This window comes from Nitrospirillum amazonense (assembly GCF_007828045.1).
Taxonomy (GTDB): domain Bacteria; phylum Pseudomonadota; class Alphaproteobacteria; order Azospirillales; family Azospirillaceae; genus Nitrospirillum; species Nitrospirillum amazonense_C.
The window spans coordinates 137,597-158,126 of sequence record NZ_VITN01000010.1 but is presented as its reverse complement, the minus strand read 5'-3'; the positions used below and the strand labels follow the sequence as shown (position 1 = coordinate 158,126).

At 69.0% G+C, this 20,530-nt stretch carries 14 protein-coding genes and 2 tRNA genes; 8 read left to right on the top strand and 8 right to left on the bottom strand.

Annotated features, from left to right (window positions below):
• Positions 1 to 1,617 (top strand): NTP transferase domain-containing protein, encoded by a 1,617-nt coding sequence (locus FBZ89_RS16995; protein WP_145751078.1) that lies wholly within the window; start codon positions 1 to 3, stop codon positions 1,615 to 1,617.
• 3 nt (positions 1,618 to 1,620) lie between these two features.
• Here FBZ89_RS16995 and FBZ89_RS16990 read toward each other — a convergent pair whose 3' ends face one another.
• Entirely contained in the window at positions 1,621 to 2,835 is a 1,215-nt protein-coding gene (locus FBZ89_RS16990) for a hypothetical protein (protein WP_145751077.1), read from the bottom strand.
• 138 nt (positions 2,836 to 2,973) lie between these two features.
• Between FBZ89_RS16990 and FBZ89_RS16985 the strand changes: the two genes are divergently transcribed.
• Both FBZ89_RS16985 and FBZ89_RS16980 read left to right on the top strand, forming a co-directional pair.
• Positions 2,974 to 3,048, top strand: a tRNA-Val gene (locus tag FBZ89_RS16985).
• 73 nt (positions 3,049 to 3,121) lie between these two features.
• Positions 3,122 to 3,196, top strand: a tRNA-Val gene (locus tag FBZ89_RS16980).
• 54 nt (positions 3,197 to 3,250) lie between these two features.
• On the opposite strand, the gene FBZ89_RS16975 is transcribed toward FBZ89_RS16980, so the two are convergent.
• Positions 3,251 to 4,003, bottom strand: a complete 753-nt coding sequence (locus FBZ89_RS16975; protein WP_211115266.1) for an SDR family oxidoreductase — start codon at positions 4,001 to 4,003, stop codon at positions 3,251 to 3,253.
• A gap of 231 nt (positions 4,004 to 4,234) precedes the next feature.
• Here FBZ89_RS16975 and FBZ89_RS16970 point away from each other — a divergent pair, with 231 nt between their 5' ends.
• Positions 4,235 to 5,224, top strand: a complete 990-nt coding sequence (locus FBZ89_RS16970) for an ABC transporter substrate-binding protein (protein WP_145751075.1) — start codon at positions 4,235 to 4,237, stop codon at positions 5,222 to 5,224.
• Position 5,225: 1 nt separating this feature from the next.
• On the opposite strand, the gene FBZ89_RS16965 is transcribed toward FBZ89_RS16970, so the two are convergent.
• Positions 5,226 to 5,723: a nuclear transport factor 2 family protein gene (locus FBZ89_RS16965; protein WP_145751074.1), complete on the bottom strand. Its 498-nt coding sequence runs from the start codon at positions 5,721 to 5,723 to the stop codon at positions 5,226 to 5,228.
• 106 nt (positions 5,724 to 5,829) lie between these two features.
• Entirely contained in the window at positions 5,830 to 7,974 is a 2,145-nt protein-coding gene (locus tag FBZ89_RS16960; RefSeq protein WP_186457406.1) for a putative bifunctional diguanylate cyclase/phosphodiesterase, read from the bottom strand.
• A 413-nt stretch (positions 7,975 to 8,387) separates the two neighbouring features.
• Between FBZ89_RS16960 and FBZ89_RS16955 the strand changes: the two genes are divergently transcribed.
• The 3 genes from FBZ89_RS16955 (at position 8,388) to FBZ89_RS16945 (ending at position 11,852) form a co-directional block, all read left to right on the top strand.
• Positions 8,388 to 10,415 carry a serine/threonine-protein kinase gene (locus FBZ89_RS16955; RefSeq protein WP_145751072.1) on the top strand — a complete coding sequence of 676 codons (2,028 nt, stop codon included), beginning with the start codon at positions 8,388 to 8,390 and terminating at the stop codon, positions 10,413 to 10,415.
• 14 nt (positions 10,416 to 10,429) lie between these two features.
• On the top strand, positions 10,430 to 10,981 hold the full coding sequence (locus tag FBZ89_RS16950; protein ID WP_186457405.1) for a hypothetical protein: 552 nt from the start codon (positions 10,430 to 10,432) through the stop codon (positions 10,979 to 10,981).
• Positions 10,982 to 11,045: 64 nt separating this feature from the next.
• Positions 11,046 to 11,852, top strand: coding sequence for a glutaminyl-peptide cyclotransferase (locus FBZ89_RS16945; protein WP_145751071.1), 807 nt, complete (start codon positions 11,046 to 11,048; stop codon positions 11,850 to 11,852).
• A gap of 5 nt (positions 11,853 to 11,857) precedes the next feature.
• Here the strand turns inward: FBZ89_RS16945 and FBZ89_RS16940 are convergent, their stop codons facing one another.
• Both FBZ89_RS16940 and FBZ89_RS16935 read right to left on the bottom strand, forming a co-directional pair.
• Positions 11,858 to 12,367, bottom strand: a complete 510-nt coding sequence (locus FBZ89_RS16940; protein ID WP_145751070.1) for a MarR family winged helix-turn-helix transcriptional regulator — start codon at positions 12,365 to 12,367, stop codon at positions 11,858 to 11,860.
• Positions 12,368 to 12,449: 82 nt separating this feature from the next.
• Complete coding sequence (locus FBZ89_RS16935) at positions 12,450 to 13,490, bottom strand: hypothetical protein (RefSeq protein WP_145751069.1); 1,041 nt, start codon at positions 13,488 to 13,490, stop codon at positions 12,450 to 12,452.
• Between the two features lie 538 nt (positions 13,491 to 14,028).
• On the opposite strand from FBZ89_RS16935, the gene FBZ89_RS16930 reads away from it, so the two are divergent.
• Complete coding sequence (locus FBZ89_RS16930) at positions 14,029 to 15,477, top strand: amino acid permease (protein ID WP_145751068.1); 1,449 nt, start codon at positions 14,029 to 14,031, stop codon at positions 15,475 to 15,477.
• A 74-nt stretch (positions 15,478 to 15,551) separates the two neighbouring features.
• On the opposite strand, the gene FBZ89_RS16925 is transcribed toward FBZ89_RS16930, so the two are convergent.
• Positions 15,552 to 17,279, bottom strand: a complete 1,728-nt coding sequence (locus FBZ89_RS16925) for an enoyl-CoA hydratase-related protein (protein WP_145751067.1) — start codon at positions 17,277 to 17,279, stop codon at positions 15,552 to 15,554.
• A 121-nt stretch (positions 17,280 to 17,400) separates the two neighbouring features.
• Complete coding sequence (locus tag FBZ89_RS16920) at positions 17,401 to 20,337, bottom strand: TonB-dependent receptor (protein ID WP_246172283.1); 2,937 nt, start codon at positions 20,335 to 20,337, stop codon at positions 17,401 to 17,403.
• Positions 20,338 to 20,530: the final 193 nt, after the last annotated feature.

Sequence of the window (20,530 nt, the reverse complement as noted above, 5' to 3'; positions counted from 1 at the left end):
ATGCGCTTCGGCCCCCTGCCCGTCGCCGATGCCGAGGGGGCCGTTTTGGCCCACAGCCTGAAGACCGGCGCGCTGCGCTATCCCAAAGGCCGCCGGCTGGCGGCGGCCGACTTGGCGGCGCTGGCCGACGCCGGCGTGACGGAGGTGGTCGCCGTGCGGCTGGAACCGGACGACGTGGGGGAGGATGCCGCCGCGAGCCGTGTGGCCCAGGCCATCACGGGGCCAGGCCTGTCCCTGACGCCCGCGACCACCGGCCGGGTGAACGTGATGGCGGAGGCCGGCGGCCTGCTGCTGGTCGATCCCGCCCGCCTGAACCGCCTGAACCAGGTGGACGAGGCGGTGACCGTGGCCACGGCGGCGGCGTTCGCCCCCCTGGCGCCGGGCGCCATGGCCGCCACCATCAAGATCATTCCCTTCGCCATTCCCGAGGGTCTGGCGACCCGCGTGGAACAGGCGGCCAGGGGCGGCGTGCCGGCCCTGCGCCTGGCCCCGTGGCGCGGCATCCGCGCCGGCCTGGTGCAGACCCGCCTGCCGGGCCTGAAGGCGGTCACCCTGGACAAGACGGTGGCCGTCACCGAGGCGCGCCTGGCCCAGGTGGGCGGCACCCTGGTGGCGGAGCGGCGCCTGGCCCATGACGCCGCGGCCGTGGCCGGGGCGCTGGCGAACTTGTCATCCCTGAACCTGGATCTGCTCCTGGTCATCGGCGCCTCGGCCATCACCGACCGGCGCGACGTGCTGCCCACGGGCATCGTCCAGGCGGGCGGCGAGGTGCAGCATTTCGGCATGCCGGTGGATCCGGGCAACCTTATGCTTCTGGCACGGCTGGGCGAGGTGCCGGTGCTGGGCCTGCCGGGCTGCGCCCGGTCGCCCCGCATCAACGGCTTCGACTGGATCCTGCAGCGCGTCGCCACCGGGTTGGAGGTCACGCCCGCCGAGATCATGGGCATGGGGGTGGGCGGCCTGCTGACCGACATCCCCAGCCGCCCCATGCCCCGCCAACGCGCCGTCCCGGTGGCGGCCGGGTTTCCTGTCACCACGCTGGTGCTGGCGGCGGGATCGGCCCGGCGCATGGGCGCCAACAAGCTGCTGGCCGACTATGCCGGCCAGCCCCTGGTGCGCCACGCGGTGACGGCGGCGCTGGCCGCCAACCCGGGCCGCGTGACCGTGGTGCTGGGCCACCAGGCGGCGGCGGTGCGCACGGCCCTGCGCGGGCTGGACGTGCGCTTCATCGAGGCGGTGGACCATGCCCAGGGTCTCAGCGCCTCGCTCAAGGCCGGGCTTGCCGGCGCGGCTGGCGGAGCGGGCGTGCTGGTCTGCCTGGGCGACATGCCGCGCGTCACGGCGGACACGCACCGCCGCCTGCTGGCCCGTTTCACGGCGGCGGCGGGCCGGGCCATCGTCGTACCGGTGGCGGAGGGGCGCCGGGGCAACCCCGTGCTGTGGCCGGCCGACCTGGTCCCCGCCATGGCCGGCATCACCGGTGACCAGGGTGCCCGCGGCCTGCTGGCCATCCATGCCGACAGGGTGGTGGAGGTGCCGGCCGATGGCGGCGTGCACCTGGACGTGGACACGCCCGACGCCCTGGCGGCCCTGCGCACGCTGGAACCAGTGGCCTGAGGATCAGTTCAGGCGCCAGCCCAGACGAAAGTCCTGCTCGAAGGGGTCGGCGTGGGTGATGGCCGCCGCCAGGATGGTCAAGCGGCCCAGCCGCCGCTGAAAGGCTGCCCGCCCCGGGTCGCCCACCACCTTCAGCCAATCGGCAACCCGGGTGGCATCCACCACGTTGCAGGACAGGACGTGCAGGATGGCGCTGTCCGCGTCCATCGTGCCCTCCGGCGGCATGCGGTAGATCAGGCCGGCGCACAGCAGGCGCAGCCGCTCATACTCCTCCCCCGTCAGGGTGCCGTTGCCGGAGCGTTGCGAGACCTGGCCGGCCAGGAAGGCGTCCACCGCCAGGATGCGCTCCTCCCAGGGGGCGCGCAGCAGGGCATGGCGCGCGGCCTGGTCCATGGGTTCCAGCAGATCGGTCAGTTGCTGGTCCACCACCAGCGGCGCCTCCGCGTAATGGGAAAAGTCCAGCTTCTCAGCCAGATCAGCCGGCAACCCGGCCTCTGCGTACTGCTTCCACGCCGCCGCTTTGCGGGCATGGACCATGGGCAGATCGGTCAGCTTGTCGAAGGGCAGGTCCTCCTGGCCCTCGCGCAGCAGGGTGACACGCAGGGGCGCCTGGCGCACCGGCACCATGGCCACCTTGTCCAGATACTGGCGCAGCACCGCCTCCGGCTGGAACACCGCCCGATCATGCCCCTCCATCCCCCGGGGCAGCCAGGTGGCGAAGGCGGCGTAAAGGCGCATGAAGGCGGGGCGGCCGAAGGCGAACTGGTCGTTGTAGCCATCCGCCGGCGTCCAGCTGTCCGGCGTGATCAGCCCCGGTGTGCGGAACCAGTCCTCCGGCAGCGTGTCTTCGAAGCGGCTGTCGTAGCGCACGCGCACGATGGCGTCGAAAGGGGCCGCCTTGCCGTCCGGGCCCTTGTGCCCCAGCGCCAGGTTCAGGCAAAGCTGCACCGCGTGGAACATGTCGAAGATGGAAAAGGGCGGGCGGTAGTGCCACCGCTCCGCCATGCGGCGCTTTTCCGCCGCGAAGGGCGGGCGGGCCGTCACCAGGTGGGCGGCGGGCTGGTAGGCGGCCAGCATCTCCGCCCGTTCAGCCTCCGGCACCTCGTCCCACAGATGCAGGAAGGTGGTGACCTCGTGGCCCGCCACGAAGCGGCGCAGGCTGTCGACGCAATGACGCCAGGTCCGCGGCTGGCCGCTCAGGCACAAGGCGACGCGCATACCGATCCCTTCCTTCCGACACCCAAACCGACCACCCCGCCGGGGCGGTGGCAGCCCCAGAATGGATTCATCATCCGCCCCGAACAAGCTTATTGACAGGTGGCCCCCGTCCCTCTACAAACCGCCCCCACGACGGATGGGCGCGTAGCTCAGCGGGAGAGCATCGCCTTCACACGGCGGGGGTCGTAGGTTCAATCCCTACCGCGCCCACCATCCGTCGAAACCAACGTGATCAATATCTTAGATCATGTTGCCGCCAGCCAAGGTTGGCGAAGCCCGGACGGATGGGCGCGTAGCTCAGCGGGAGAGCATCGCCTTCACACGGCGGGGGTCGTAGGTTCAATCCCTACCGCGCCCACCATCCGTTCCCTTCTCTCAAGCACAACCGTTCGGCAACCGACGCCCTCCGGCGCCGTTATGCCATGCCCACATCGCGCGCCAGGTTCAGGAAGCGCAGGCCGCAGTCGACCGCGATGTCCTGGTCGGTGATGGTGTCGTGGTTCAGCAGGAAGACCACGGCATCCGCCACCTGCTGCGCATCGGGCGCGCGGTCCAGGGGGTTGCGGCGGCTCAGGCGCTGGAACTCCGCCTCGTCCTGGCCGGGGGCCGGCAGGACGTAGCCGGGGGAGACGGTGTTGACCCGCACCGTGGGCGCCAGGGATCGGGCCAGCAGGCGCGAGGCGCCGGCCAGCGCGTACTTGGACAGGGTGTAGGACAGGTGGTCCGGGTTGGGGTTGGCCAGCTTGAAGTCCAGAATGTTGACCACCGTGCCCCGCTGCCCCTCGGCCAGCCCCTGGTGCAGGGCGCGGGTCAGCAGCACCGGCGCCAGGGTGTTGACCGTCTGATGGGTCAGGAAGCCCGCCGCCGTCAGGCTGGCGGCGTCATCCCATTCGAAGAGGGAGGCGGAGTTGACCAGCCCGGCCAGCGGCTGGCCAGCGGCGGCGGCCGTGCGCCCCACCAAGGTTTCCACCTGGGCAGGGTCGGCTAGGTCAGCCCGTACCACCAGGGCCTGGCGGCCCAGCGCCCGCACCTCCTCCGCCGTGGCCGTCGCGGCGTCGACAGAGGCGTTGCAGTGCAGGGCCACATCCCAGCCCGCCCCGGCCGCCGTCAGCGCGATCAGACGCCCCAGGCGCTTGGCCCCGCCCGTCACCAGCAGCCAGCGGCTCATGGCCGGGCACCGGCATGGAGGATGATGGCCAAGGGATGGGGCAGGCGGCACGGCATGGGCGGGAATGGCTTTCCGGCAGAGGGTTGAAACGGCTTCTTGGAGTCTTATAGGTCCGCCTTCCCCGCGCGCAACATCCATCGCCGCAGGCGCCGCCGGCCCCGCTTCCGTCGCCCCGGCACAGTGGGTATGCTCTGCAGCTGTTAACCAGTCGCAGAAGATGAGGGAACCTCCATGCCTGCCCGTCCCGTCCGCCGCGCTTTCCTGAAGGCCGGCCTGGCGCTGGCCGCCCTGCTGTCCGCCTCCGCCCCCGGCCATCCGGCCCGCGCGGCGGAAAAGCTGGTGTTCATGCTGGACTGGCAGGCGGAAGCGGAGCACGGCGGTTATTTCCAGGCGGTGGCGGAGGGCCTTTACCAGAAGGCCGGGCTGGACGTGACCATCGTGCCCGGCGGCCCGGGGATGAGCGCGCAGCAGATGCTGGCCGCCGGCAAGATCGACGGCACCATCGGTTCCAACGCCTTCTACGTGCTGAACCTGGTGGAGGCGGGCGCCAAGGTGAAGGCGGTGGCATCCATGTTCCAGAAGGACCCCACCATCCTGATGGCCCATGCCCAGAACACCACCAGCCTGGCGGACCTGAAGGGCCGCCCCATCTTCCTGGGCGATCCCAGCATCAACACGCTATGGCGCTGGCTGAAGAGCAAGTACCCCTATGAGGATAGCCAGATCCGCCGCTACACCGGCAACCTGGCGCCCTTCCTCACCACCTCCGCCGCGGCGGCCCAGGGCTATGCCACCAGCGAGCCGCTGATCGCGAAGAAGGCCGGGGCGGACGTGAAGGTCTTCCTGCTGGCCGACCAGGGCTACGATGGCTACAGCGGCCTGGTGATGTTCAACGACGCCTACATCCAGGCCCATCCGGCGGCGGTCAAGGCCTTCGTCGCCGCCACGGCGGAGGGCTGGCGCCATTACCTGCACGGCGACGCCGCACCCGCCGACGCCCTGATCCGCAAGTCCAACCCCGACATGGACGCCGAGACCCTGGCCTACGGCCGCAAGGCCCTGGCGGACGACGGCATCGTGGAGGGAACCCCGGCCGCCTCAGACTCCATCGGCCGCATGACCGCCGCCCGCTGGGACAGCTTCACCAATGAGATGAAGCGCCTGGGCATCTACAAGGCCGGCACGGACTGGAAGGCGGGCGTGGACCTGGGGACGCCGTAAGCTAGTCCTTGGGCAAGGCGCGGCCGGTGTAGAACTCGGCCGCGATCTTCCACTGCCCCTTCACCTTCAGCAGGTGCAACACCTTCCAGCCATAGCCGGCGGTGCCGTCCGTCAGGTCGCGGGTCACGAAGTCGAGAGAGACCTCGGCCAAGTCTTCATCCTGACTGATGCGGACATTGTGGAAGGTCTGGGCGTAGCGCTTGCCGCTGGCGAAGATGGCTTGGCGGAATTGCGGGTAGTTCCGTGTTTCCGGCGCCTGTCCACGGCTGACGGCGCCTGAATGGCTGAATGGAATGTCCCGGCTCAACAGCAGGGCTTCGAAGGCGGCTTCGTCCCCGGCGCCAACCGACGTGGTGTAGGCGGCCAGCAGAGCCTGGATGGCGGCAATATCGGCGGCATCGGTGCGATGTGCCGCAACGGTGGCGTCCAGGTTCGCCTGGGCGTAAGCCGTACCCGCGGCCAGACAGACCACCAACGCCAACCACAGTCTCGACCGCATCCGCCCCTCCGGTACCTGAAAGCGTGGAGGGCTTTATAGGGTACGGCCGAATCTCCCGAATAGTTGAATTCCTCGAAGCGTCGCTTCCATGGAATCGAAGCGTGGATCACACCCCGGACGCCACCGCCTCCTTCGGCGTGGCGATGGGGTCCAGCAGCGCCATAAGCTGCGCTTCCGGCATGGGGCGGCCCAGCAGATAGCCCTGGATGATGTCGCAGCCCAGCTCGCGCAGGCAATCCAGTTGCGCCTCGGTCTCGATGCCTTCGGCGATGGTTTCCAGGCCCAGGTGGTGGGCCATGGCGATGACGGCGGCCACGATCTGGCGGCTGGCGTCGTCGTCCGGCAGGCCGTCGACGAAGGACTTGTCGATCTTCACATAGGCGGCCGCGAACTTGCGCAAGTAGGCCAGCGAGGAATAGCCCGTACCGAAATCGTCGATGGCGAAGCGGAAGCCGTTTGCGCGCAGGTCATGCACCGCCTGGAGATTGCCCTCGGCATCGCCCATCAGGGCGCTTTCCGTGATCTCCAGCGCGATGTCGCCGGGGGTGCAGTCCTCCTCCGTCAGGATCTGCAGCAGGCGGTCGCCGCAGCCCTTGTCGCGCAGCTGCACGGCCGACAGGTTGACCGCCATCTTGAAGCCGGCCACGCCCCGTTCGCGCACCTTGCGCGCCGTGCGGCAGGCGGTGCGGAACACCCAGTCGCCCAGCGGTACGATCAGGCCCGTCTCCTCCGCCACCGGGATGAAGCGGGCGGGCGAGACGGGGCTGAGATCCTCCGGATGGTTCCAGCGCACCAGCGCCTCCGCCCCCATCAGGCTGCCCCCCACGCCGGTGGGGGCCGGGCGGTACTGCGGCTGGTAGGCCAGGTTGAAGCCATCCACCACGCCGTCGCCCCCCGCACCCGTGGCCACGCCCAGGCCGACACGCAACCCCTCCTCGATCCAGGTGCGGTCGCGTACCCGGTCGCCGATCTCCGGCGTGAAGAAATGAAAGCGGTCGCGGCCGGCATGCTTGGCGGCATAGAGCGCCACGTCGGCATGGCGCAGCAGCGCTTCCCATGTGTCGCCGTCGCCGGGGGCCACGGCCACGCCGACGGAGCAGGCCAGGCGCACCTCGCCCCCGCCCGTGCCTTCCAGGGCCAGCGGATGCTGGAAGGCGGTCACCAGCCGCTCCGCCACCTGGGCCACGGCGGCCAGCGCCTCCTGGCGCTTATCGGCGCCGGTGAGGGCCGGACCGGCCAGGGAGGCGCCCGTCAGGATCACGGCGAACTCGTCCCCGCCCAGTCGCGCCACGGTGTCGCCCGGCCGCACGGTGCGACGGATACGCTCCCCCGCCGCGACGATGGCGGCGTCGCCGGTGGGATGGCCGCGGGTGTCGTTCAGCAGCTTGAAATGATCGAGATCCAGCAGCAGCAGGGCCACCGGCTCCCCCGTCCGCTTGGCATTGGCCAGGGCGAGGCGCACACGGCCGATCAGCAGCGCGCGGTTGGCCAGGCCCGTCAGCGCGTCGTGGAAGGCCAGGTGGCGGTTGCGCTCCTCCGCCTCCTTCTTGGCGGTCAGGTCGCTGAAGACGGCGATGTGGTGGCTGATGGCGCCGTCCTCATCCCGCAGCAGGGTGATGCGCAGCCATTCCGGATAGACGGTGCCGTCCTTGCGGCGATTCCAGACCTCCCCCGCCCAGGCGCCCTCGTCCCGCAGCGCCCGCCACATGACGCGGTAGAATTCCGGGCCCTGGCGGCCGGAATTCAGCAGGCGCGGATCCTGGCCCAGCACCTCGGCGGCGTTGTAGCCGGAAATATCGGTGAAGGCGCGGTTCACCAGCACGATGCGGTTGTCGGCGTCGGTCACCATGATACCATCGACGCTGTGCTCGATCACCCGGGCGGCCACGCGCAGGTCGCGGTTGCTGAGCGCCAGCGCGGCCGCCTGCCCCTCCGCCAGGGTGCGTGCCTGCTCCAGCTCCCACGTGCGCTGGCGCACCAGGCTGCGCAGGGTCTCATGCCGGCGCACACGGCCGTGCACCAGTGCCGCCAGCGTCAGGCCGGCGACGATGCCCAGGGCGCCCAGCCCCATGACCATGGGCATGCCCATGCCCGATTCCCGGCCGAGGCCGGCGGCGAACAGGCCGGCGAACGACAGGCTGGCCAGGGTGACCACCAGCACCAGCGGTCCCCAGCGGCGCTCCACGGCGAAGGTGCCCGAACCCGGTGGGGCCGGCACGTCACCGGTGGACTCGTCGCCTGGAAACAACATGGGATAAGGCATCCTGATCAGTAAGGCCCCGATTCTGCGCGTCCGCGGCCCGAAATCAACGTCACGATTCGCTAGGGCAACAATGTTGTTTCCGGACGATACGCACCAGGCATCATGCGCCAGGAGGCGGGGGTGGGGGATTGATCCAGCGCAATCCCTGATACACTGGCCCTGATACACTGGCCCTGATGCACTGGCCCTGATGCACGGGCCCCGGCGCACTGGCCCCCCACACCCTGGATTGCCATTCCGCCTAGGATTCCGCAACCGTTCAGCCAATCGCCTTGATCCGATTGTCTATTCCGGCCAGCCGTCTTGTTCCCGCCTGTGCCGATCGGGCATGATCATCATGAGGGGGCCGTATACGCGGCCGGGGCGTGAGGGCCGGCGGGGCGCCGACCGGACGGGGTATCATGGCGGCGGCAGACAGAGAGTTCCCGGTTCCCGACCTGGCCCCCATCGACCTGGGCGGCCGGGCGGAGATACAGCCCAGCGCGCCGCTGCCCGCCTACGACACGCCGGGCGGCCGCGCCTACCTGGCCCATCGCATGCGCGAGAAGAAGACGGAGCTGTTCGCCATCGTCTGCGAACAGCCGGTGCCCCCCCGCATCGAGGCGATGAGCAGCTTCCGCGCCATTGAGAACAACAATCTGCTGCACCTCATGGACTGGGGGGTGGTCGATTGGTCGCCGGAGCACCGGCGCCGCTTCGTCTGTATCTTCGAACGTCCGGCCGGCCGCCGCATCATGGAACGGCTGGACGACGTCATCGAGGGTATCGCCGACGACGCCCTGGTGCGGGTGGTGCTGCCACAGCTGACCTCCGTGCTGCGCGACATCGCCCAGCGCAGCCTCAGCTGTGGCGCCCTCAACCCCACCAACCTGTTCATCCGCGAATCCGCCGCCGCGGCCGTGGTACTGGGCGACTGCGTCAGCCTGCCGCCGGGCTATGCCCAGCCCCTGGTGTACGAACCGCTGGAGCGCGCCCTGGCCGACCGTTCGGGCCGGGGCAACGGCAGCATCGCCGACGACCTCTACGCCCTGGGCGTCACCCTGCTGTCCCTCTACCTGGGGCGCACGCCCGGCCGGGGGCTGGACGAGCAGACGCTGCTGCAGGCCCGCATGGACAAGGGCACCTACTCGGCCCTGACCAGCGGCACGCGCATCCCCCAGTCGCTGGTGGAACCGCTGCGCGGCCTGATCACCGACGACGCCCGGCAGCGCTGGACTCTGAACGACCTGGACATGTGGATGCAGGGCCGGCGCCTCAGCCCCAAGCAGGCCCAGCTGCCCAAGCGCGCGCCCCGGCCCATGGAGTTCCAGGGCCGGGAGATCTGGCATGTGCGCGGGGCCGCCTGGGCCTTTTCCAAGTCACCCATCGCCGCTGCCCAGGTGATCGAACGGGGGGAGCTGGACCGCTGGCTGCGCCGCTCCTTGAATGATGAGCCCCGGGCGGAAGCGGTGGCCAACGCCGTGCGCAGCGCCACGGCCGGCGGTCGCGCCTCCAACGTGGAGGAGCGGCTGGTGTCCCGCGTCTGCACCGCCCTCGATCCCCCCGGGCCCCTGCGCTACAAGGGCCGCGCCATCATGCCCGACGGCTTCGGCACCGCCCTGGCCGAGGCGCTGGCCACCGGCGAGGGCGGCCAGGCCCTGGCCGAGATGATCGTGGGCCAGCTGCCGGCCTTTTGGATCAGCGTTCAGGCCGAATACAAGGCCGAGCAGGTGCTGATGATCCAGCAGTTCGACGCCGTGCGCGCCGTGTTGGAGAACACCAGCCCCGGATTCGGCATCGAACGCGCCCTCTATGGCCTGAGCCCGGTGGCGCCCTGCCTCAGCCCGGCGGTGGCCGACCATTATCCCCTGACCCTGGGCGACCTGATGGCGGCGCTGGATGTGGCCGGCGCCAGCGCCGGGCCGGGGCGCGACCCCATGGACCGCCATGTCGCCGCCTTCATCGCCACCCGAAATCCCAAGCTGAACGAGCGCCTGCTGGCCACGCTGGCGGCGGAAACGGCACGGCGGCCGGTGGGCGTGCTGGCCATCCTGGCCGACACCCAGCGCCGGGCGGGACCGCCCAAGGTGCCGGGCCTGGCCTTTTGGATGACCGGCATCCTGGACCCGTCTTTCAAGCGCTTCCGCAACCTGAAAAAGCGGGAAGAGGTGCGGGCCGCGGCGCAGAAGGCGGCGCGCGAGGGCGTGCTGGACGCCTTGCTCAGCATCGTCGACGACCCCAAGGCCCTGACCCAGGATCATCATGGTTTTTTGGACGCCATGCGCCGCCATGAAAGCCTGACGGCCCGCATCAACAAGATCGAGGAATCGCTGGGCGACCGCAGCGAAGTGGCGGTGACGCGGGGCAAGCGGGTGGCCGCCATGGTGGCCAGCGGCATCTCCCTGGCCGGCCTGGCCTTGATCGTCACCTTGATGGCGGGCGTGAAGTGAGCCAGGGTGGTGTCATGAACAGCGCCTCATCCCCCCGTCGCCGCAGCTATGGCGGCCTGCTGGCCGCCGCCGTGCTGCTGCTGCCTTTGGGCGCGCTGGTCATGCCCACCTCGGTGCTGACCGTCATCGGCATGGTGCCGACCCTGGTGGCCTGGATCGTCGACCGCGATCCGGACAAGCCGGCGGCGGTGACGGTGGGCGGCCTGAACCTCTGCGGCGTCATGCCCTTCTGCATCCAGCTTTGGCAGCATGGCCATACCATGGACTATGCCGCCGGCCTGCTGGTGCAGCCGGTAACCTGGCTGGTCATGTATTCCGCCGCCGGCGTGGGCTGGCTGCTCTACTTCGGCATTCCGCCCCTGGTGGCGGGCTGGGCCGTGGCCCGCGACCAGGCCAAGATCAGGGAACTGGACGAACAGCGCCAGGCACTGGTGGAGGAATGGGGCATCGAGGTCACGGGCCAGGGCCTGAAAGCCGAGATGCCGGCCGAGGGCGAGGCGGCGTCGGAAGAGCCGCCGGATCCGCTGGCCGAGTCGACCCAACCCGGCGAGCCCGCGACCTCGTGACCGCCCATGGCCACGGCCCAACCGCGTATAAAGCTTTCCCGCCCGCCGCCTGAGCCCGAGCCCGATGCCCCTGCCCCATGCCAGCGCCCATGTCCGGGCCCACGTCCGCGCCCTGCTGCTGGGCCTCGCCCTGGCCGTCCTGCCGTTCACCGCGCACGCCCAGGAGGCGCCCCGCAAATACGGCGTGGAAGTGGTGCACACCTACCCGCACGACCCCCAGGCCTTCACCGAGGGCCTCTTCTACCTGGACGGGTTCCTGTACGAGAGCACGGGGCTGGAGCAGCACTCCACCATCCGCAAGGTGGATCTGGCGACCGGCGCGGTGCTGCAGAGCCGGGAGCTGGATCCCCGGTATTTCGGTGAGGGCATCGTCAACTGGAAAGACCGGCTGGTGCAGCTGACCTACCGGACCGAGGTCGGCTTCGTCTACGGCCTGGGGGATTTCAAGGCGCGGCGGGAATTCCACTATCGCGGCGAGGGCTGGGCCCTGACCCAGGACGGCCACCGCCTGATCATGAGCGACGGCACGCCGGAGCTGCGCTTCCTGGATCCGGAAACGTTGGCCGAGACGGGACGCATCACCGTCACCGACAACGGCTATCCCATCCGCAACCTGAATGAGCTGGAGTTCGTGAAGGGCGAGATCCTGGCCAACATCTGGCAGACCAACCTGATCGCCCGCATCAACCCAGCCACCGGCGCCGTCACCGGATGGATCGACCTGACGCCGCTGGAGGCATTGTCAGGCCGGACGCAGAACATTGACAACGTGCTGAACGGCATCGCCTACGACGCCAAGGGCGACCGGCTGTTCGTGACCGGCAAGCGCTGGCCCAAGCTGTTCGAGATCAGGCTGGTGCCGGCGAAATAGGCCATTCAGCCCTCGCCCAACGCCGCCGCCAGCTGGTGCAGGCGGTCGCGCAGGTCCGCCACCTCGTCCAGCGGCACGGGGAAACGGCACAGCATGGCGCCGGGAATGGCCAGCGCCTTGTCGCGCAGCCCCCAGGCGGCGGGGGTCAGATCGACCAGCACGCGGCGCTCGTCCGCCGGGTCGCGCCGCCGCGCCACCAGGCCCGCCGCCTCCATGCGCTTCAACAGGGGCGTCAGGGTGCCGGAGTCGAGGTCCAGGCGGCTCCCAAGGTCACCCACCGTCATGGGTGCCCCCTCCCACAGAACCATCAGCGCCAGGTATTGCGGATAGGTCAGGCCCAGCGCGTCCAGCAGGGGACGGTAGGCGCGGGTGATGCGGTTGGTCGCCTGGTAGAGGGCGAAGCACAGCTGCCGGTCCAGCGCCAACGGGTTGTCCACACCCAGGGGCCCGGCCACAGGATGGGCCGGGGATTCGGTATCAGGGGCGGGGAACGGAACGTTCGCGGGTTTTGCCATCGGGACCTCAATCTATCCCAGAATAGGGGCAGACCTTAAGGGCGATGGCAATGGGGGACGCGGCGGCCCGACCCGGAAGAACTCACGCCTGCAGAACCTCGACCTTAACGCCGTTGGCGCCGGTGACGCCCTCCACCCCCGACTTGAGTTTGGACAGGAAGGTGAAATTGATGCCATCCCGGCCGGCCAGCAGGGTGGTCAGCTTGTGGCGCGGCAGGTCGATGCGCTTGGCCAAATCTTCCATGTAGCCGCCGCCGCGCAGGGACTTCACCGCGTCCGACGACAGCTCAGGATCGACGTACAGCTTTCCTTCCTTGCGGGTCAGGTACAGCGTGCCGGTGGCCGGCCCGCCCCCGGGCGCGGGCAAGGCGCCGACATCACCAGGGCCACGCAGGTAGGCCCTGACCGTCTGTTCCTGCCGATCGTTGGTGAAATCGCGCAGGGCGGGGGCCGACTGCACGATGATCTGGGCCAGCGCGCGGGACCGGGCGACCGCGCCGGTCAGGCGGCCATAGCCGGCCATGGCCGCCTCATACGAGGCCTCGACGGCGTCCAGCTTCAGCAGGGGGGCCGCCGCCTCCCCCGCCTGAACGGTCTCGGCCAGGTCGGCGGCGTGGCGGACATCGACGTGCAGGCGTTCCAGCTCGGCCGTGGCCAGCGCCACCTCCTGCGCCGTCACGTCCATGTGGGTGATCCACTTTTCCATGACGTAGCCGGTGCCCAGGCCCATGGGTTCCGCCTTGTCCACAATAGCTTGCAACACCGGCTCGACCGAGCGGACGTGCAGTTCCATCACCGTCTGGCGCAGCTGGGACAGGCGGATCAGGGTGGCCGGCCGCTTGCTTTCATCCAGGCTTTCGCCGCGCGAGGCCAGCACGGTGATGAAGGACAGGGTATCCCCCACCTCCACCCACAGCTTGCGGAAGGCGCTCAACTCCTTGGTCTGCGCCACCATCTGGCAGGTGCGCTGCAAGGCCGCCACCGACTGTTCCAGCTGGCGGATGTCCCCGATGATGCGGGTGTAAAGCTGGCCCTTGTCGGGCTGCTTCTTCCAGGGATTGGGCGCGTCGGCACGCAAGTCGGCGAAACTCCGGAAGGCGGGGCCCGGAACATCGTCCGGCACCAGGGATGGTATCAGGCGGACCCAGGCCTTCCCAAACCTATAAGGCGCGCATCCGCATAGGGTCAGGTGTGTGCCCATCCGCGGCGGACTCGACGGGCGAGCGGCGTGGGGACGGGCGACCACCGGGGCGACCACCGGGCAAGGGCGCGGGACCGATACAGGCGTGGGTTGATCTTCCGGCGGCGGGGCCCTGGGTGTCAATTCGCCGTAATTGTTTCGGAATCGAACCCATCCCGACGGCACGCCGACGCGCACGAAATGACTAGGCCACCAGGACAGGCCATGGCGTTGCTGTCCGCCCACCCCCCCCCGGGACGCGCATAAATCTGTCGCCGTGGGGCCGGTTCCGGAAAAGCTGAGCCCATCAACATTTTTGGTCGCCGTTTAAGGTGACAGCGCCCCCGACAGCGGGTACATCGACATCCAAGCAATGCGTGGGCAAGCAATGCGCGGGCAAGCAATACGCGGGGCATCACATCACGCCGGACGCGCCTGGGCGCCCAAGCGCCCGCCGGCCGGTTGGGAATTGACGGGAGAGGTGGTTTTGAGCCTTTGGACGAAAAAGACTATTGCGGAGGCCAGCGTCGATAATGACGGCGACGAAAGCCGCCCCACCCTGGCGCGCAGCCTGAATGCCTGGAACCTGACGGCCTTGGGCATCGGCGCCATCATCGGCGCCGGCATCTTCGTCCTGACCGGCTCCGCCGCCGCCCAGTACGCCGGCCCCGGCATCGTCCTGTCCTTCGTGCTGGCAGCCACCGCCTGCCTGTTCGCCGGTCTGTGCTATGCAGAATTCTCGGCCATGGTGCCCGTGGCCGGCAGCGCCTATACCTACGCCTACGTCACCGTGGGCCAGTTCCTGGCGTGGATCATCGGCTGGGATCTGGCGCTGGAATACCTGTTCGCCTCGGGCACCGTGGCCGTGGGCTGGTCGGGCTATTTCGTCAACCTGCTGAAACAGGTGGGCATCGTCATCCCGGCCGCCCTGACCTCCGCCCCGCTGACGGTGAAGGACGGCTTCCACTTCCAGACCACGGGCGCATTCCTGAACCTGCCGGCCGTGCTGATGGTCGGCCTGATCACCCTGCTGCTCTATGTCGGCATCCGCAATTCCGCTCGCGTGAACGGCATCATCGTGCTGCTGAAGTTGCTGGTGGTGTTCCTGGTCATCGGCTTCGGCCTGTTCTACGTGGTGCCGGCCCACTGGTCGCCCCTGATCCCGGCCGAGGTGGTGGACGACAAGGGCTCCCACTACGGCTGGAGCGGCGTGCTGCGCGGCGCCGGCGTCATCTTCTTCGCCTATATCGGCTTCGACGCCGTCTCCACCACCGCGCAAGAGGCGGTGCGGCCGCAGCGGGACATGCCCATCGGCATCCTCGGCTCCCTGGTGTTCTGCACCGTGCTGTACATCCTGATGTCGCTGGTGCTGACCGGCCTGGTCTCATACACCGAGCTGAACGTGCCCCACCCGGTGGTGGTCGCCATCGAGGCGGTGCGGCAGCTGCACTGGTTGGCCCTACCCGTGGACATCGGCGCCGTCGCCGGCCTGACCACCGTCATGCTGGTCATGATGCTGGGCCAGAGCCGCGTGCTGTACGCCATGTCGCGCGACAAGCTGCTGCCCCCGGTGCTGAGCAAGGTGCACCCCACCTACCGCACGCCCCACGTTGCCACCGTGGTCACCGGCGTCCTGGCCGCCCTGCTGGCCGGCCTGTTCCCCATCGACATCCTGGGTGAGCTGGTTTCCATCGGCACGCTGCTGGCCTTCGCCATCGTCTGCGCCTGCGTCCTGGTGCTGCGCATCACCCAGCCCCATATGGAGCGTCCGTTCAAGACGCCGCTGTTCTGGCTGGTCTGCCCCCTGGGCGTGCTGGTCTGCGGCTATCTGATGTACGGCCTGCCGGGCGATACCTGGCTGCGTCTGATCATCTGGATGGTCATCGGCTTCTTCGTCTACTTCGGCTACAGCCGCCGCCGCGCCGCCTGATCGTCAGGCCGCGATTGAACAAAAGGCCCGGGCGAGACGTTCGCCCGGGTCCTCTCGTTTTCCGCATCAGGAAATCAGCGCCTGGCGAAACTGCCCAAAGGCCCACCGCTGGCGGCCGGCCAGCCGAAGCCCAGCACCGCCATCAGGTCGGCGGCTACGGCGTCGTTCACCAGCCCCTCGGCCAGGGCCGTCACCATGGCGGTGCGCACCGCCGCCATCATGCGCGGGCCGGCATCGGCCGGCGCGGGATCGTCGGGTGGGCGCTTCAGGGCCGCCAGCACGGCCACGGCCCCCTCCTCCCCCACCAGATCCGTCACCGCAGCATAGCCCAGCCGGCGGGCCAGGGCCCAGGGCCCCTCGGCCAGGCCGGCCGCGCGGGCGGCGGCATCGGTATCGGCGGCCCCCACGGTGGGGCCCAAATCCAGGGCGGCGCGGAAATAGGCGGCGGTCAGGCGGGCCAGGAAGCGGCCGTCGCCATCCTCCACCCGGAAGGGTGTGCGGCCCAGGCGCCGGGCGGCGTCCACGGCGATGGACAGCGCGGGTGCCGAGGTCGCGGGGCCCGCCACCACCTCCGCCACCCCGCCATCGGCCGGCAGGTACAGGCCCACCAGCCGGTCGGGCCAGGCCAGGCCCTGCGCCACCGCGCCGACGCGTAGACGCGCGCCCGTCAGCACCAGCAACGCGTCCTCGCCCAGCGCTGCCTCGGCCTTCGCCAGCAGGGCGCGCTTGGCCGCCACATCCTCGCGGCTGGCATCGAACAGGATCTCGATCTTGCGCTCGCCCAGCTTGGCGGGCGTCAGGTCATCCAAGCCTTCGGCATCCGCCACGGCATGCACGTCCAATCCGGCGCGGCGGGCCGCCAGGGCCACGGCGTCGGCCGCCGGCCCCCGGCCCAGCACCGCCACGCGGGCCAACTCCGCCGCCGGCAGGGCCGGCCGCCAGGCGGCCTTGTCCGCCTCTCCCTTCGCCACCACCAGGGTGCGGACAAAGGCGGCCACCTCCCCCCGGCGCAGCAGGCCGGCGGCCAGCGCCCGTTCCAGCGCCAGGCCCTCATCCAAGGACAGGCTCAGCCCCTGGCTGACGGCCGTCTCGATGGCGGCGATGGCGGAGGCCACGGCGATGGGCCTGCGCTTCTGCCCAACGATGAAGGGCGCTTCCGCTGTGTTGCCCAGCCGGCCGCACACCCAGGCCCGGGCGGCACTGCGCACGTGGCTGGCCGGCACCACCTCATTCACCAGCTTCAACTCCAGCGCCGCCGGCGCCGTCACCATGTGGCCGCCCGACAGCAAATCGTGCGCCCCCACCCAGCCCAGCAGGCGGGGCAGGCGCTGGGTGCCACCGGCCATGGGCATCAGGCCCAGGCGCTGGTCGGGAAAGCCGAATCGCGCGGCGGGATGGTCGGTGGACACGCGATAGCCGCAGGCCAGCGCCAGTTCCAATCCCGGTCCCAGGGCGGAGCCGCTGAGCGCCGCCGCGATGGGCTTGGCCGTCCCTTCCAGCCGGCGCAGCGCGTCGCCATAGGGGGCGATCGCGGCCAGCAGCCCGTCATCCGAGAGGCCGGGTGCGGCATCGGCCAGGGCCAGCAGGCTCAGCGGCTCCCGCCCCAGCAGGAAATGTCCCTTGGCCGAGGCGATGACCAGGCCGCGCACCTCCTCCCGCTCCTCCAGGATGGCGGCCAGTTCGTCCAGCGCCGCGATCAGGGCGTCATCCAGCAGGTTGGCGCGGCCGGGCACGTCCAGCGTGGCATAGGCGATGCCGTCGTCGTCGAGCGTCAGGTGCAGGGGGGACGGTTGGTCGGTCATGCCCGCACTGTGCCGGGCGCCCGGTGTCGCGGCAAGTGTCCCCGATGTCGCGAAAGGGAAAGGCGCCGGCGGTGGCCCGCCGGCGCCCTCTGAAACCCAACTGCCAAGTTGGTTTAGGTTCTTAGAACTCGCAGGTCACGCCCCACAGGAAGGTGCGGCCGCTGGAGGTGTTGACCTCGATGCGATGCGCGGTCAGGTCGGTGAACTGCACGATGTGCTCATCGGTCAGGTTCAGGCCCTCCAGCGTCACCTTGACGTGCGGGGTGACGTTGTAGTGGGCGGAGAAGTCGACGTTGTTGGTCGGCTCATAGGCCTCGCCCACGTTGCCGTTGCCGCCGATGCTGTCCAGGTACTGGCTGCGGTAGGCCTCGGAAATGCGCACGCCCCAGGTCTCGGTCTCGTAGTACAGCGTGGCGTTGGCCGAGAAGCGCGACAGGTTCACCAGCGGCAGGTCATAGGACTTGCCGTTGATGATGGCGGGCGAGCTGCCGTCGGCGAAGGTGCCGTTGGCGACCATGCCCAGATGGTTGAAGGGGGCGGGCAGGAAGTCGAAGTCGCGCTGCACCGCCACTTCCACGCCCTTGATGCTGGCGCCGGAGACGTTCACCGGCTGGGAAACGTTGTAGGGCGTGGCGCCGGTCTGCCCCGGCAGCAGGAAGGACAGCGGATAGCCGGTGGCGGAATACGGTTCCGTCACCGTGGTGGCGCTGATGAAGGAGTTCAGCTTCTTGTAAAAGGCGCCGATGGATACGAAGCCGACCTTGCCGTCGTAGTACTCCAGCGAGCCTTCCACCGCGTCGGCCGTGAAGGGCTTCAGGTCGGGATTGCCGATGGTCAGGCTGCCGCCGAAGGGCGCGGTGGTGATGGTGCCGGCGGCCTGCAGGTCGGACAGGGCCGGGCGGCTGATGTTGCGGTTGGCGCTGAGGCGCGCCACCAGGTCCGGCTCCACGAAATAGGCCAGGTTGGCGGCCGGCAGCACGCCGCTGTAGGTGTGCGGCACCGTCACCGGCTTCAACACGCCGCCGGAGTTGACCGAACCGGCGGAGGTCAGGTCGGTGGAGTAATAGCGCAAGCCGACATTGGCCTTCAGCCGCCGCTCCATGACATCCGTGTCCAGGTCGTACTGGATATAGCCGCCCTTGGTGTCTTCCGTGACGTGATAGTCCGAGCCCGGCGACAGGAACTTGGCGTTTTCGATATCCCGCGTCTGGCCGATCAGCTTGTAGATGGCGTCCACGTCGCCGACGATATAGGGCACCAGGGTGTCGTAGGGCACGGTGTACTTGGTGCTGGCCGGGATCGCCCTGTCCGCCGGGACGTTGTAGAAGACCTTGTTGTTGTACTGCGCGCCTTCATCCTCGAAGCGTTTGTATTCGAAGCCGGTCTTGATGGTGGAGCTGTCGGTCAGCGCGTATTCGAAGTCCAGCTTGGCGTTCTTGTAGGAATTGACGATCTTGTTGGCCTGGGTGTCCAGGCGCATCAGATTCCACAGCGACGGGTCGGTGGTGTTGAAGCCGTAGGTGTTGACCGGCATGGTGGTGCGGTCGTCGAAGCCGATGCCCTGGTTCTTCGCCTCCAGGAACACCTTGTCGAAGTAGGGCAGCTCGTAGTCGGAGCGGGAGTAGCCCACCATCCCCTTCACCAGCAGCCGGTCGGTGATCTGGTCGGACCCGTGCAGCACCGTCTGGTAGAACTCGGTGCTGTCGCTCTCGGTGTTGTACTCATTGCGCATGTCCACGCCGGTATAGTTGGCGGCCACCAGGGTGTTGCCCTGGATGACGGCCGACTGCAGCACCTGGGTCCCCGACACATTGCCGGTCAGGGCATTGGTGCCGCCCGCCGCCATGGCGTAGTCCTTGCGGTCGTTGGTCAGGCGGCTGTACAGGGCGTCGAAGCCCAGCTTCAGGCCGTTCTCCGGCTCGTACTGCAGGGCCAGCGTGCTACCCAGGCGGGTGCGGTGGTCGAACCAGGTGGAATAGGTATCGGCCTGCGGAGCGTAGATGGTGCCGGATTCCATCTTGGCGGCATCGGCGGCGCTGACCCCCGGGCCGATGTTGGCCGGGTTCACCTTGATCTGGCTCCAGCCCCAGTTGCGGTAGCCGTATTCGTTGCTGTCGTTGGTGCTGTAGGCCACCGACACCAGGGCGCCGAAGTCGCCCCAGCGGTTGGACAGCAGGCCCACCATGCGGGGCGTCACGCTGTCGGTGTTGCTGTTGTTCTGACCCTTGGCGGAAAACACGGCCTTGAAGCCGTCATAGTCGAAGGGCTTGGCGGTGCTGAGGCCCACCGTACCGCCGATGCCGCCCTCATCCTGTTCGGCGGCGTAGGACTTCTCGACGGTCACGCGGTCGAACAGCTCGGAGGCGAACAGGCTGTAATCGAAGCTGCGGGTGCGGCTGACGGCGCCGCGGTTGTCCATGCCCGAAGCCGTATTGCCCAGCACTTCCATGCCGTTCAGCTGGGTGCGGGTGAAGTCCGGGCCCAGGCCGCGCAGGGTGATCTGGCGGCCTTCGCCGGAATCGCGGTTGATGGTCACGCCGGGCACGCGCTGCAGCGATTCCGCCAGGTTCAGGTCGGGAAACGCGGCGATGTCTTCCGCGACGATCACCTCCTCCGAGCCGACGGCCTCGCGCTTCAGGGCCTTGGCCTGCGCCAGGCTTTCCCGGAAGCTGGTGACCACCACCTCCTCCAGCGGGTCGTCATTGACGCGCGCCTGCGGCTTGGGCGCGGTGACCGGGGCCTTGGCCGGCGTCCCCACCTGCAGGACCACCACGGCGCCGTCGTCGGACGACACCACCAGGGGCGTGCCCTGCAACAGGGTGGCCAAGGCCTTCTTGCGATCCAGCTCGCCATGGATGGCCTGGGTGCTGATGCCGTCCAGCTGGCCCGCCGGCGCCACGATCTGGATACCGGCCTGCTTGGCGAAGGCGGGGATGGCGCTGACCGCCGGCTGGGCCGGCAGGTCGAAGCTGCGCGTCTGGGCCACGGCGGGCGCGCTGAACGCGATGACGGCGGACGCCGCGCCGCACAGCAGCATCGGGCGCAAAGACTTAAACATTCTCACTGACTCCCCCAGCAATATCAGTGTCTGACTGCCAATCGTGGGGCGTTCATCGCCCTCACGCCCCTTAGATTATTTTCGGGAGCCAACCAAGCCATCCGTAATGAAACTTTTATATTTTGCTGTTTCCTTTGTTTAATTTGGATGACGCAGGCATTTCGACTTCGCGTCATGGCCGTTCATCTGCGTT

Excerpts from the sequence above, each read along its gene's own strand:
- FBZ89_RS16960 (WP_186457406.1), bottom strand. The coding sequence starts at position 7,974 with ATGTTGTTTCCAGGCGACGAGTCCACCGGTGACGTGCCGGCCCCACCG.
- FBZ89_RS16940 (WP_145751070.1), bottom strand. The coding sequence starts at position 12,367 with ATGGCAAAACCCGCGAACGTTCCGTTCCCCGCCCCTGATACCGAATCC.
- FBZ89_RS16975 (WP_211115266.1), bottom strand. The coding sequence starts at position 4,003 with ATGAGCCGCTGGCTGCTGGTGACGGGCGGGGCCAAGCGCCTGGGGCGT.
- FBZ89_RS16990 (WP_145751077.1), bottom strand. The coding sequence starts at position 2,835 with ATGCGCGTCGCCTTGTGCCTGAGCGGCCAGCCGCGGACCTGGCGTCAT.
- FBZ89_RS16970 (WP_145751075.1), top strand. The coding sequence starts at position 4,235 with ATGCCTGCCCGTCCCGTCCGCCGCGCTTTCCTGAAGGCCGGCCTGGCG.
- FBZ89_RS16965 (WP_145751074.1), bottom strand. The coding sequence starts at position 5,723 with ATGCGGTCGAGACTGTGGTTGGCGTTGGTGGTCTGTCTGGCCGCGGGT.
- FBZ89_RS16920 (WP_246172283.1), bottom strand. The coding sequence starts at position 20,337 with ATGTTTAAGTCTTTGCGCCCGATGCTGCTGTGCGGCGCGGCGTCCGCC.
- FBZ89_RS16925 (WP_145751067.1), bottom strand. The coding sequence starts at position 17,279 with ATGACCGACCAACCGTCCCCCCTGCACCTGACGCTCGACGACGACGGC.
- FBZ89_RS16995 (WP_145751078.1), top strand. The coding sequence starts at position 1 with ATGCGCTTCGGCCCCCTGCCCGTCGCCGATGCCGAGGGGGCCGTTTTG.
- FBZ89_RS16950 (WP_186457405.1), top strand. The coding sequence starts at position 10,430 with ATGAACAGCGCCTCATCCCCCCGTCGCCGCAGCTATGGCGGCCTGCTG.
- FBZ89_RS16955 (WP_145751072.1), top strand. The coding sequence starts at position 8,388 with ATGGCGGCGGCAGACAGAGAGTTCCCGGTTCCCGACCTGGCCCCCATC.
- FBZ89_RS16945 (WP_145751071.1), top strand. The coding sequence starts at position 11,046 with ATGCCCCTGCCCCATGCCAGCGCCCATGTCCGGGCCCACGTCCGCGCC.